The sequence below is a fragment of the Cytobacillus gottheilii genome, from assembly GCF_900166665.1.
Taxonomy (GTDB): Bacteria; Bacillota; Bacilli; order Bacillales; family Cytobacillaceae; genus Cytobacillus; species Cytobacillus gottheilii_A.
Genome location: NZ_LT800494.1, coordinates 4,094,544 through 4,108,117 on the forward strand (window position 1 = coordinate 4,094,544; position 13,574 = coordinate 4,108,117).

Here is a 13,574-nt window from a genome sequence, read left to right on the forward strand (position 1 = left end):
TACCGCCATTTTTGGTCCCTATACATAGCAGTGCTTTTTTTGTTTGGTTATAGGAAGGTGGTGGGTTGTTCTCATAACCGTTTTAACAGCAGCATTTTAGCAAGGGAAAAAATAAAAGTGCCCGTCAGGTGAGAAATCTAGTGCGGACGGGAAGTAAAGTTAGAAGGAAGTGCCCGCCAAGAGTAAAACCAAGAGCTGACGGGAAGTAAAGTAGCAGGAAAGTGCGTGTTAGATGGAAAACCAAGAGTTGAAGGGAACTAAAGAGCAAGGAAAGTGCCCGTCAGTCGGAAAACCAAGAGCTGTCGGGAACTAAAGTACGCTTAAAGTGCCCGTCAGCTGAAAAATCAAGAGCTAGCGGGAACTAAAGAGCTATCAAAGTGCCCGTCAGAAGAAAAATCAGATTAAGTCCATATAATTGTGTAAAAAGAAAGAGTCATTTTATTCCTATTTGTCCACAATGTTAACGACCAAGAAAACATTGGAAAGAGGGATAAAAATGACTCAGTTACAGTTTAACCTAGATATGGACGTTTTAAAAGAATCGATTATGAATTCTAATCTTGAGCTTATTGTGAAATCTACCTTAGTATTAGTCTTGAACGAATACATGGAAAAAGAACGAGATGACTATTTAAATGCAGCTGCCTATGAACGTTCTTTAGACCGTCGTGATTATCGAAATGGATATTATGAACGTGAACTCATCATGAGTATCGGAAAGTTAAGAATAAAAGTTCCCCGAACAAGAGGAGGTGAATTTTCGCCTTCTATCTTTGAGAAATTTTCGCGTGTTGATCAGACACTTATATTATCTATGTTAGAAATGGTCATCAATGGAGTTTCCACTAGAAAAGTAAAGAATATCGTAAAACAATTATGTGGCCAGAGTGTATCAAAATCTTTTGTTTCCTCCCTAACAGAGAAACTGGATCCTGTAGTAAAAGCCTGGGCTAATCGCCCACTTAATGTCGAATATTATCCGTATCTCTACGCTGATGCCACCTATATAAAAGTTCGAGAGAATAACAAGGTCATTTCAAAAGCAGCTTATTTGATTACTGGTATGGGTGAGGACAAAAAGCGTAAAGTACTTGGCTTTAAAATAGATCACGTCGAGAGCTTTCAAGCATGGCAAGAGTTCTTTCAAGATTTAAAATCTCGAGGGTTACAATCACCAAAATTAGTGATTTCAGATGCACATGCTGGATTAAAGAAAGCAATAGAAAGAGTATTTATAGGTACGGCATGGCAAAGGTGCACTGTTCATTTCAAACGAAATATTGTTAACGCACTTCCAAAAACAGGATCACGACAAATCATTTCTGATCTGAGAAGAATATACCAAGTAGTATCAGTTGAAGAGTCAAGAAAATATAGGGACAAATTTATTGAACTATATGCAGAAAATAAGAAAGTAAGAAAGGCAATCGAAATTCTCGAAGAAGGTTACGAAGACACGATCCAATTTCTAAATGAACCAGAAAAGTATCAAATACACATTTTAAGCAATAACTCATTGGAAAGGCTCAACCAAGAAATTAGAAAACGAGTGAGTGTGATCCGTATCTTTCCTAATAATCAGTCTGCATTTCGATTAATTGGTGCATTGTTAATGGAGAATGAAAATTTAGAATTAAATAAGAAAGTATACCTTACCGCGGAGCGAAATTTTGCTTAGGAGAAGGGGGTACCCCCTTCTCCTAAGCAAAATCAACTAACAGCTATTAATAGGTGGTAACATTGTGAAAAGGAATTTACACAATAATAAGGACTTGACTTTTTTTCACAGCTGGCGGGCTCTTTCTACCGACTTTTGTGCCCCCCCACCTTCTTTTTTCACAGCTGGCGGGCTCTTATTTACGCTCTTTGTGCCCCTCGGCTTCTTTTTTCACAGCTGACGGGCTCTTTCTACCGACCTTTGTGCCTGCAAGCTTCTTTTTTCATAGCTGACGGGCACGTTCAACACCTCTTTATGCCCCCCACCTTCTTTCTTCACAGTTTGCCGGCACTTCCTCTCGCTCTTAAAACAGCTAAACCAGCAGCACGTTATCCTTTCCTCCTTAAAAAGCAAAAACCCGAACTCTTTTAACCATAGTTCGGGTTTTTGTTGAAATGAAATCTATTTGTCTAAGGAAGCCTATTTATATAGTAAAAACTGCTTTCTAACTTTCAAGAATGATCGTAATTCATCTTCCCATTTGTTTTTCATTTCATCCACTGTTTTCCCTGATTCAATGTCCTCCCGAATCCAGCCATTCCCCATCAGCTGGTCGAAGAATGAGATCCCGCTGCTGTTTTCGGCTCTGAATTCAAATTGATCCGGATATAAGTCATGAATTGTTTTAACAATATGCAAGCCTGCTTCAACTGGTTTAAAGTCATCGCTGTCGGTAATATGGATTTGGACTCCATGGGAAAGGGTTCCTGCATGCTTAGAGAATGTTGGTGTGAACGAGGCTGCTCGGAATGTCACGCCAGGCAGCTTCTTTCCATTTAAGCTTTTAGCAAGCTCATCTCCATTGATAAAAGGAGCGCCAATTAGTTCGAAAGGTTTCGTAGTGCCGCGCCCTTCAGATATATTGGTTCCCTCAATTAAAGCACCGCCAGGATAAGCTAAAGCTGTATCTAGTGTTGGCATATTCGGAGACGGCATCACAAATTCCAGTGGTGTGTCCGAATAATACATGCTCCGCTTCCAGCCTTTCATTTCGACCACATGCAAATCTGCACCAATTTCAAATTCTTCGTTAAAAAGCTTTGCCAGCTCCCCAACTGTCATCCCATGGCGAAGCGGAATAGCATAATTGCCGATAAAGGAAGAATATTTCATATCAAGAACGGGTCCCTCTACCTTTAAGCCTCCCAGCGGATTTGGGCGATCCAGTACAACAAAAGGAATACCCTTTTCCTTTGCTGCTTCCATCGCATAAGCCATTGTGTATATATACGTGTAAAAGCGTGTCCCCACATCCTGTATGTCAAATAGAAGCACATCTATTCCTTCAAGCATTTCAGGTGTAGGTTTTCTTGTCGCGCCATATAAACTGTAAACAGGCAACCCGGTTTTTTCATCAATATAATATTCAACATATTCTCCTGCCTGTGCACTTCCTCTTACTCCATGCTCAGGTCCATATAATGCAACAAGATCTGTTTCTGGATCCTCGTGCAATACATCAACAATGCTGTTTAATGATTGATCAACACCTGTTGGATTCGTAATTAAGCCGACTTTTTTGCCTTTAATTAAATCCTTTTCCTTATCTAATAAAACCTCAACGCCTAATTGAAAGCTTTTCCCCTTCTTTTTCTTGTCATTCTTCGCTGAAACGCCTGCTAAACCGGAAAGCACTAATGTAATGGTTATTAAGAAAATGATCCATTTCTTCATTCAAGCATCTCCCCTCAATTGATTCCCAGAAACAGCAGACCCCTTACGAACCCGCTGTTCCTAAAAACTTTAATAATTTAAGCCATAGCCAAATTCATATAATGTATTTCCATCACGATCAGGAATCGTTACAGGCAATTGACCGCTTGGATTGATTTCCCCGAAAATAGCTGCTGCAGAACCGTGGAAGCTGGCCGTTCTAAATCCGTATTGCGCGATATAAGCATCCACTTCATTGAAGGACATGATGTCATATGGATTGCGAATTCCAACTGCAATAACAGGCGCCTCTGTCTGGGCTGAAATATCACGGATCATTTTCATTTGTGGATGGTCGTAAGCGCGGCCCGCTACATTGGATGTATGTGAACCGACAATGACAGCATCGGCTGCTGCAATCGTTTCTTTCTGTTCATCTGTAAGAACAAAGTTTGATGATACTGTAATAACCTCTGTATTCTGATGATGCTTCTTAATTGCATCACCAAGCACTCCAATATAGCTGCTGCCTACAACCGCAATTTTTTGATTTTCATCAGCGTGAAGCGGGAGAACGCCGTTATCATTTTTAACCAATGTAATAGACTGCTGTGCCGCTTCCTTCTCAATTTGTTTATGTTCTTCGGAGCCGACCACTTGCATGGCATTTGCAATCTTCTCTTCAATGGACTGCGGCTCTTCCTGCTTGATTACACCCCGGTCAAGCTTTAACTTTAAAATTCGCTGTACAGATGCTTCAATGCGATTTTCAGAAATTTCACCTGTTTTCACTGCCTCTACAAGTCCTTCGGCAACCTCCTGCAAGCCAACCGGCATAAGAACAATATCTGTTCCCGCTTTAACCGCTCTGATTGCCGCATCCACAGGTCCAAAATGATCGGCGATGGCTTTCATATTCATGGCATCGGTGGTAATAACCCCTTCATATCCCATCTCATCTCGCATCAGTTCAGTCAGCACTTTATGAGATAATGTTGCCGGAAGTGAGATTTCTTCTCCAGTTTTTTGTGAAATCACTTTTGTATTGTCAATGTTCGGGAATGTGACATGTGCCGTCATAATTGCATCAATTTCTGCCTCCATTGCTTTTTGGAATGGATACAGTTCTACTTCTTTTAATCTTTCTAGGTCATGCGGAACCTCAGGCAGACCTAAGTGTGAATCGACTGCCGTATCTCCATGTCCTGGAAAGTGCTTGGCCGTTGCTGCCACACCTGATGCCTGCATGCCTTTTGTATATGCAACACCCATTTCTGCAACAAGCTCCGGATCTTCTCCAAACGAACGAACGCCAATTACCGGGTTATCAGGATTATTGTTTACATCTAATACTGGTGCAAAATTCATATTAAAACCAAGGGCGTTCAATTCCTCACCGATTGCATGCCCAACTTTTTCGGCCACTCCAGCAGAGCGTGTCGCTCCTAATGCCATATTGCCTGGCATGTCGGTGCCTGATTGAAGACGGGTGACGATACCGCCCTCCTGATCAATCGTCATCAGAAGTCCATATTTTTCAGAAGCTTCTTCATAGGAGGAGACCAGTCTGGCTGTTTGCTCTGTTGTCACAACATTTTCTCTGAAAAGGATAACCCCTCCCAGATGATAATCTTTAACGAGCTGTTCGATTTCTGGAAGCATTTCAGTCACATTTTCTCCATCCCATGTTCTAAAATCTGGCATAAGCATTTGCCCAACCTTTTCTTCGATGGTCATTGAGTTAATAGACTTAGAAATCAGATCATATTGCTTACCTTTTTCCTTCTTAAAAAATGGTTCTTTTGATTTTTCATTTCCTTTATACTGAACGGCAATCCGATCACTTTCCTTGCCAGCTGATACTGTAATAAATGTTTTTCCTTTTTTTCCTGTGAGTGTCATTTCGCCTTTGTCATTAACAGTTGCAACATTTTTATTAGAAGACTTCCATTTTAATGTTTCGTTATTGACTGTTTTGAATTGCCCATCATTATAAACATTCAGTACAGTCAGTTTATAACCGTCAGCCGGCTGCCGATCGATATCAGGCACATTTTCCAATAGAACGAAATCTTTCGTTTTGCTCTTTGCTGCCTGTACTCCAGCTGGCAGTGCCATAGAAGCAAGGAGCAATATTGTCAGGATACCTACAAGTCCATTCTTTAAGAAGTTTTTCATGAAGAGAGCCTCCTCTGTTTAATATCTTCTTTTTTCCCAGCCATCGGTTGATAATTTCAACTTGATATCTTTTCCGTTCGACTGCTTTAGTACTGCATCGTGAATATACCAGCCCCGCCCATTTACGGTCGCATCTGTTTCATACCGGAAGCGGATGTAGTTGCTTCCACTCGGGATGAAGACTTTGCTCTTCTTCCAATCAATACTTGTTCCTGTGTATGGGGCACCAATAGATGTCCAATTCTCTCCATCTGTTGAAACCTCAATGTAGCCATAATCGCTCTCATTTTCAATTCTGTACCAAGTATCAAAGGTTAATACTGCAGCTTTTTCCGCCTCAACTTCAGCAGTCAAGGTACGATCAAGCTCATCCCCATACCCAGAAAACCACGCTTTCTTTTTAGAAGGCATTGCCACAGGAATGGCGTCTGCTGTTAATCTGGCAACCTGTCTTCTGGCAGGGTTTGTTGAAACCGTCTCGCGGGATGGATGAACCCGATTTGTCAGCAGAATGCTAATGGTAGCGTTATTTTTGTTCACCACAATTGAAGTTCCTGTATATCCTGTATGACCTAAAGTACTGCCTTCCGATAAAGCATCCATATACCAGCCTTGCCCCAGCTCCCAGCCGAGACCATGATCATCTCCAGGAAAAGCTTCATTCTGGTTTTCCTCCAGCAGCTTCACGGTGTCAGCCTTCAAGATCTGCTTGCCAGCATAACGGCCGTCATTTATAAACATATGAGCCAGTTTGCCTAAATCCTCTGCTGTTGAAAATACACCCGCATGACCAGCTACTCCTTCAAGTGACCAGGCATTTTCATCATGCACCTCACCCCAGACAAGACCTCTGCCAATTGAGGATTGATCTTCAGTGGCAGCAATCCTGTGCTTCAGTGATTCAGGCGGGTTGTACATGGTATCTTTCATTCCTAATGGTTCGGTTATATGCTTTTTAACAAACACATCAAGGCGATCACCTGAAAGCCGCTCCACTAACGCACCAAGTGTAATCATATTTAAATCACTATACGTATACTGAGTGCCAGGTTCAGCCTCTAATTCATGCGTAAATACAAGCTGTAATCTTTCATCACGGCTATTCGCTTGTGAATACAGCGGAATTCCAGGTTCAAATCCAGACGTATGCGTCATAAGCTGTCTGATTGTAACTGCTTCTTTTCCGTTCTGCTCAAACTCGGGAATATAGAGTGCAACAGGATCGTCTAATTGAAATTGCCCTTCCTCATACAATTTCATTGCGGCTACCGTTGTAAAAATCTTGCTGATGGAAGCGACGTCAAAAATCGTATCCTTTTTCATTGGTATAGGATTGTCTGCTTCTGTGAACTCTCCATCTGTGTACTGATAGGCATTTCCATAAGCCTCATGCTTAACAATATGACCTCTCCTTGCCACTAAAGCGACAGCTCCAGGCATTGTTCCTTCTTCAATCAGCGCTTCGATTGCCGGATCCATTTCCTTTAGGGGCTGTTTCATCATTCCAGCACTGCGCGGTGAACCCTTATGCAAAACAGGCGAAATGGATCCCGGACGATCCCAGGAAAATAGAGGATGCATCCTTTGACTAGTTTTTTTCTTTTTTTCCATCGATTCCATCCTTGGAGGTTCATTTAATGGTTGCTGAGCCATTACGGGATCTGCTCCTGACATTAAAACGGATGTAGTGAATAAAATTGCGGCAACAGTCATTGCTTTTCTTTTCATTGGCACACCTCCATTTATTTATGACAGCACTTACAATTGTGCTTCCCTTTTAGGGTATCGAAATAATAGTATAGTTGTCTATACCAAAATAGTCTTAAAATTCAGATGGTTCTAATTATCTAGGAAGTGATTTAATCTTCTAAAAATCATTAACGTATTTATACTTTCCATATTATTTTCTAAGCATACTGCCTCCCGAAAGGATAAAAAAAGAACCTGTCTTTCATTAAGAAAGATCAGGTTCAAATTTTTTATGGATAAGTAATCGGTGAATCTGTTCCAATCGGAAGACCTGTCACCATCCAAATTAATAGCATCGCTACCCATGCAATTGTAAAGGCAATGGAGTATGGAAGCATAGTAGAAATCAATGTACCAATACCAACTTTTTTATCGTACTTCTGCGCAAACGCAATGACGATCGCAAAATAAGGCATTAATGGTGAAATAACATTCGTTGTTGAATCAGCAATACGATAAACAAGCTGAGTAAATTCAGGGGAGTAACCTGACAGCATCATCATTGGAATAAATACCGGCGCCATAATTGCCCATTTGGCAGAAGCACTTCCGATAAATAAGTTGATGAAGCCTGAGATTACAATAAACGTCAAGATAAGCGGAATGCCTTTAAAGCCTGTTGCGTCAATTAAGTCCGCACCTTTAACGGCTAGTACGGTTCCTAGATTTGACTCTGTAAAATACGCTACGAATTGTGATGCAACAAATGCTAATACAATGTACGAGCCCATCGTTGCCATTGTATCTGACAGCTGACTCGCGACATCTTTATCATTTTTGATCGATTTAGTAATTCGTCCGTACACCAAACCAGGAATGAAAAACATGATAAGGATTACAGGCACAAGCACCCCTAAAAATGGAGTATCAACAAAACTTTCTTGTCCAGCACGTAATGGTCCCCAAGATGGGATAACCAATAGCGCAATAGCAATACCCGTTACAATTAAAGATAATAATGCTCCCCATAAACCTTTTTTCTCTTCTGGTTTTAGATAGGAAACATCTTCAGTGACATTTCCTTTATATGTGCCCAGACGAGGCTCAACAATCTTATCAGTAATAATTGTACCAACTATGGTAATAAGGAAAACAGAGGCAATCATGAAATAGTAGTTCATTGCATAATTCATGCCTGCTGCATACTCCGGATCAATGATCGCTGCAGAATCCATTGTTAAACCGCCTAATAGCGGGTCCAAAGAAGTCAACAGTAAATTGGCACTGAATCCGCCGGAAACCCCTGCGAATGCTGCAGCAAGTCCTGCCAATGGATGTCGTCCAAGACCTGCAAATAATACCGCTCCAAGAGGAGTTAGAACAACATAACCAGCATCAGCAGCCATACTTGACATAACACCGCCAAATACTAAAGCAGCTGTCATAAGTACGCGCGGTACAGATGTTACAAGGCCGCGAAGAGCAGCACTGATTAATCCAGAACGTTCTGCAATTCCAATCCCGAGCATAGTCACAAGAACTGTGCCTAATGGAGTAAATCCAGTGAAGTTAGAGACTGCGCTTTCAAAAAGGTATAAGATCCCTTCTGAATTTAATAGGTTTTTGACTTCTATCATTTCTCCTGCATTCAGCGGGTCTTCTACTTTAAGGCCAGCAGAAGCAAAGATAGCAGACAAAACAACTACTGCTAAGGCAAAAAAGAAAAACAATGTAACCGGGTCTGGCAGCTTGTTGCCGACACGCTCAATTACATTTAAAAAACGCATAACGAAACCGTTCTTTTGAGCTTTTTCCAAGATTAAACCTACCCTTCATTTTAATAAAAATATAATTTTTATACATTAGTTAGTATAGACAATAGTTTCATAGAATGGAATAGATTTGGAAGTATTCAAAATAGTAATATAGTTATAAATATTATAAAAATGTAAGGGTTAATCCCTCTTTAGAGGTTAAAGTCCGTTTTATTTTCAGTTTGATTCATATATCCTCTATACATCTAGTACATTTTTTGCTCATACTGCTTAGACTTTTAGTTAAATCCCTCCTTTAAATATTATATTTAATCTTATATACAAATAATGAATGACTATTAATATACAAAGTATTTCTATACACGAAATATACAAAATTTATTCATTTCTTTCAAAGTGACTGGGAGAAACCAAAATAATATTTCTAAATACGAATATTCAATAAAGGTTGGCGTTTAAACAAACCCGTTCCATTTCACTCATATTAATAAGATATATTTTATAATCACAAATAAAAAAAAGAATGATTAGAAAGATGAACTTCCTAACCATTCGGTTCTATGAGCGTGTCACATACTTATGCCCCAGTCTCTTTACGATTTACGGCTCTTAATTCCAGTCAAATCTTCCGTCCGCGAGCTTATCTAAACAAATCAAGCAGCAAATCCCAAAAACCTTTTTCTTCTTCAGGCTCTGCTGTTTTTGTTTCTTCTTCCTTCTTCTCAATACTCTCTGTCTTGATTACAAATTGCACAGAGTATACATCTTCATTTTTAGGAGAAGTGAACGATACGGGCGTGAAATCGGATTTATCATATTCACCGATCATTTCATTGATTTGCTCTTGCATTTGAGCTGGCATATCTTTCGTTTCTTCATATAATTGTGCTGTTCCATCTTGAAGAGCAGATGCCCCTTCATTTAATTCACTTGTTCCATCTGCAATGCCTGTGATGCCTGTGTGCAATTGATTATAAGATGAAGCAAGCTCGTTCACTCCTCCAGTATAACCTATCAAACCTGAGTGAAATTCACCGTAATTAGCAGATAATGCCGCCAATCCTGTTTGAAGTTCTTCCAATCCGCTCATATCCATACCTTGTAGAGAATTAGTAAGATTCTCAGAGATTGAAGATAATGTCCCGCTCATCGTCTTCATGTTCCCATTCAACTCACTCAACGAAGGCTCTACCGCAGCAAATGCTGCTTTGACAGCAGAATAGGTTGCTTTCACCTTTTGAGCAACATTATATGTCGCGATTAACTTATCCAGCACTTTTGCAGCCTCACCATCGGCATTCAGATTTTCAATTGCCTGTTTCTCCTGCTCTGTCAGTTGCCCTGCAGGAATTTCAGCAATAGCTGCATCTAAGGCTTGATAGCTTTGTGCATACTGATCACCTAATTCATTTAAGCCACTAGCAGCTTGCGTTAACCCAGCAGCAAGCTCTGATAGGCCTTTTGGCAATTCAGTCAGGCTACTTAGGTCCATATTGGATGTTGGACCTGATAACGCATTGCTCATTTGTGTTAACGCTCCGCCAATCTCTTTAGACGCATTGATGATCTCATAAGAAGAACCGTCTAACTGGTTAATGCCATTGAGATACTCACTGGAACCGCTTCTCATAGAAGAAGCTCCGCTGTTTAATTGCGACACTCCAGTCTTTAAATCCGCCACGCCGCTATTAAGCTCTGCGATCGCATCGGTTAAAGCACTCATATCATCTGTTAGGTTATTGATTTCAGATGTGTCAATTGGCAAAGTGGAAGGTGCAGCAGCAATATCAATTCCTTGGAACTCAAAATCATTGACATCCGCTTGCACACTAAGCGTATCTTCCTGCCCTGGCATCACGGTGAAAGTCACTTGTTTATTTTCGCCTGCATTGGCAATCATTCCACCTGATGCTTCAATATTTTCATATAGGTTTGATAGCTGCAGGGAAACCTGCAGTAAATAATTTTCATAAAAAACACGATCTACATTGTCATTTGCCCTTACATCCATTGAAATCTCAAGCTGTCCTGACTGTCCGGCAAGGTCTGCAGCATTGATTTCATTTCCATTTAAAGAATAAGTGATATCAATATTCCACGGTAAATCGGTATCCCCCTGCATATTGCCCTGATAGTAAAATTTCCCCTCAGGTGCTTGAACCGATACGGCCTCATCTTCTTGCTGTATCTCAGTTAAATCCGTTAAATTTTTGACACTTTCATATGTTCCAAAGTCTTGAATTTCTCCAGCTTTTGCAACATCCAGTGTATTGACGACATAGATTTCCTCTAACGTGCCGCCTGCTTCTAACGTTGCATAAATCACTTCATCCTTTGAAGTGAGCTGTCCATCCGTACCTTCCGCATAAGCCCGGTTATGTGAAATCCCATTATTAAGGAATGAAGGAAGGCAGATTAAAAGCGCTAGTGTACATCTGAATATCTGTTTATTTCTCATCATCATTCTCCCTCATAAAAGTTTGCTTTCATTGTTGTTTTCTTAATAAACTTATCGAATACAACAAGCATCGCCGGCAATAGCAGCACAACCATGATAAATGCTAGTAAAGCTCCTCTTCCTAATAATAATCCGATCGACGAAACAATTGGATTCGATGAGGTTGCCCATAAAATAAACCCTACACTTGATAAAATAGCCGCAGAGATTGAAATTGAAAATGTTTTTTCATCTAATGTTTTCTTAATTGCCTTCATTGCAGGCATCTTTTTGCGATGTTCATTATAGGCTTCTGTAAGCAGGATCGCATAATCAACCGTTGCTGCCAGCTGAACGGTGCTAATAATTAAATAGCCTACAAACACTAACGACGAATTAGAAAAGTATGGAATGGACAGATTGATCCATACGGCCGATTGAATGGTCAGCAGCAAAACAACTGGTATCGAAATGGATCTAAACGTTACGATCAGGACAATCGCAATCGAAACCACCGTTAAAATATTGACCACAATATTATCTGTTGCTACCGTATTTTTTATATCATACAGGGTCACGCTCTCTCCTAAGCTAAACGCTTCATCTCCATAATAATTTTCCGCTGTTTCTTCTACATTACTGACAATTGAAAAAGGGATATCTCCTTCAGTTGCCTGATTTGTATTAATAATAATCCGGCTATAATTCTCAGAATAAAATTCACTAGTAATGGATTCTCCTAAGTATTCAGGCGGAATCACAGTTCCGACATTATTGACATAAGCAATCACACTAGTAACATAATCAAGCTGCTCAAGCTCCTCCACAAGCTCCGATTCTTTAGCAGGATCACCTTTAGGTACTAGGAGCACAATTGGCGTCGTTTCACCAAACGCCTCTTTTATAACAATAAAGTCACTGCCAGCACGTGTTGTTTCTGGCTGTTCCCCTAGTCCATAAGTAAATGTTGTATTACTTTGGGCTAAAAACGCTGGAACAATGATTATCAATACAAGCAATAAGCTTGGAAACCTAAGCTTCATCATGAGTTTTCCGGTACCCGTAAAGCTTGGCACAAAGCTTTTATGCTTCGTTTTATCCATCCACTTATAAAAATAAAGCGTTAGAGCCGGCAAGAACACCATAACACTAATGAAACTCAATATAATTCCCTTAACTAAGTTTAAACCGAGATCAGAACCGATTTGAAACTCCATAAAGGTTAATGCAATAAAGCCGAAAAAGGTAGTCGCTGCACTTGCCGTAATAGCAGGAAATGATTTTTTCATAGCAAGCTGCATCGCTTCCTCGGGACTATTCGTTTTCTTTCGGTAATCAGAAAAGCTGTGCAGTAAAAACACGGCATAATCAAGAGAAACGGCCAGCTGTAAAATAGGTGCTACAGACTGTGTGACAAAAGAAACCTCTCCAATAAAAATGTTCGTTCCTAAATTAATCAGCACAGATACACCTATTGCAGTTAAGAAAAACAACGGTTCAATCCACGAAGTCGTCGAGATGACAAGAATGAAGATAATAAGAGGAACCAATAAAATCGCCGCATACATCGACTCTGTCCCTGCCATTTTTTGAGACGAAGCTGTATTAATCGCTTCTCCGGCAATAGCACCATCTTCTCCGATCAATTCATAGATCGCATCTGTAATGGCTACTTCTTCACCTGCTGTAACAGCGATTGAAAACAATGCTTTTTCATTTTTATAATAGGATTCAACGGTATCTGCATCTGCCATTTCTAATGGCGTCTTTAAATCAACGACGTCATCTAGCCAAATAACCTCCGAGACTCCATCAATAGCTGCTAATTCTTCCTTAAAACTAAGCGCCTCCTGGACAGTTACATCTGGTATCATTACTCTTGTATTGGGGACAGAAGCAGTAAACTCTTCCTCCATAATCTCCAATGCTTGGGTCGACCCTGCATCATCCGGCAAGTAATCAACCATATTGTAATTCACGGACACAAAGAACTGTGCCGCTGTAGACATAATCGTAACTAAAGCAAACGTCAGCAAAACGGCTTTTTTATGTTTGATAATATATTCTGCAATACGAATCTTTTTTCACCCTCTCTTGAGTCATTTGCCATTACACTTTATCATTA

General features: G+C 40.3%; 7 protein-coding genes. 1 reads left to right on the top strand and 6 read right to left on the bottom strand.

Annotation, left to right across the window (positions count from 1 at the left end; translation table 11 throughout):
* The first annotated feature begins 496 nt into the window (after nt 1–496).
* Nucleotides 497–1,678 (top strand): IS256 family transposase, encoded by a 1,182-nt coding sequence (locus tag B7E07_RS20170; RefSeq protein ID WP_080844263.1) that lies wholly within the window; start codon nt 497–499, stop codon nt 1,676–1,678.
* A 459-nt stretch (nt 1,679–2,137) separates the two neighbouring features.
* On the opposite strand, the gene B7E07_RS20175 is transcribed toward B7E07_RS20170, so the two are convergent.
* The 6 genes from B7E07_RS20175 to B7E07_RS20200 all read right to left on the bottom strand — a co-directional run bounded on the left by B7E07_RS20175 (nt 2,138) and on the right by B7E07_RS20200 (nt 13,458).
* Nucleotides 2,138–3,391 (bottom strand): exo-beta-N-acetylmuramidase NamZ family protein, encoded by a 1,254-nt coding sequence (locus B7E07_RS20175; protein ID WP_080848599.1) that lies wholly within the window; start codon nt 3,389–3,391, stop codon nt 2,138–2,140.
* Between the two features lie 69 nt (nt 3,392–3,460).
* Nucleotides 3,461–5,548 carry a glycoside hydrolase family 3 N-terminal domain-containing protein gene (locus B7E07_RS20180; RefSeq protein ID WP_080848600.1) on the bottom strand — a complete coding sequence of 696 codons (2,088 nt, stop codon included), beginning with the start codon at nt 5,546–5,548 and terminating at the stop codon, nt 3,461–3,463.
* 18 nt (nt 5,549–5,566) lie between these two features.
* On the bottom strand, nt 5,567–7,276 hold the full coding sequence (locus B7E07_RS20185; protein ID WP_080848601.1) for a serine hydrolase: 1,710 nt from the start codon (nt 7,274–7,276) through the stop codon (nt 5,567–5,569).
* A 251-nt stretch (nt 7,277–7,527) separates the two neighbouring features.
* Nucleotides 7,528–9,024, bottom strand: coding sequence for an AbgT family transporter (locus B7E07_RS20190; protein ID WP_176215311.1), 1,497 nt, complete (start codon nt 9,022–9,024; stop codon nt 7,528–7,530).
* Nucleotides 9,025–9,652: 628 nt separating this feature from the next.
* Entirely contained in the window at nt 9,653–11,476 is a 1,824-nt protein-coding gene (locus B7E07_RS20195; RefSeq protein WP_080848603.1) for a coiled-coil domain-containing protein, read from the bottom strand.
* Nucleotides 11,473–13,458, bottom strand: a complete 1,986-nt coding sequence (locus B7E07_RS20200) for an efflux RND transporter permease subunit (protein ID WP_139785755.1) — start codon at nt 13,456–13,458, stop codon at nt 11,473–11,475. The genes B7E07_RS20195 and B7E07_RS20200 overlap by 4 nt, the downstream gene beginning before the upstream one ends.
* Nucleotides 13,459–13,574 lie beyond the last annotated feature (116 nt).

What these genes read in the sequence shown, in the direction of transcription:
- B7E07_RS20170 (WP_080844263.1), top strand. Translation starts at nt 497, where the DNA reads ATGACTCAGTTACAGTTTAACCTAGATATGGACGTTTTAAAAGAATCG.
- B7E07_RS20175 (WP_080848599.1), bottom strand. Translation starts at nt 3,391, where the DNA reads ATGAAGAAATGGATCATTTTCTTAATAACCATTACATTAGTGCTTTCC.
- B7E07_RS20180 (WP_080848600.1), bottom strand. Translation starts at nt 5,548, where the DNA reads ATGAAAAACTTCTTAAAGAATGGACTTGTAGGTATCCTGACAATATTG.
- B7E07_RS20185 (WP_080848601.1), bottom strand. Translation starts at nt 7,276, where the DNA reads ATGAAAAGAAAAGCAATGACTGTTGCCGCAATTTTATTCACTACATCC.
- B7E07_RS20190 (WP_176215311.1), bottom strand. Translation starts at nt 9,024, where the DNA reads ATGCGTTTTTTAAATGTAATTGAGCGTGTCGGCAACAAGCTGCCAGAC.
- B7E07_RS20195 (WP_080848603.1), bottom strand. Translation starts at nt 11,476, where the DNA reads ATGATGATGAGAAATAAACAGATATTCAGATGTACACTAGCGCTTTTA.
- B7E07_RS20200 (WP_139785755.1), bottom strand. Translation starts at nt 13,458, where the DNA reads ATGTCTACAGCGGCACAGTTCTTTGTGTCCGTGAATTACAATATGGTT.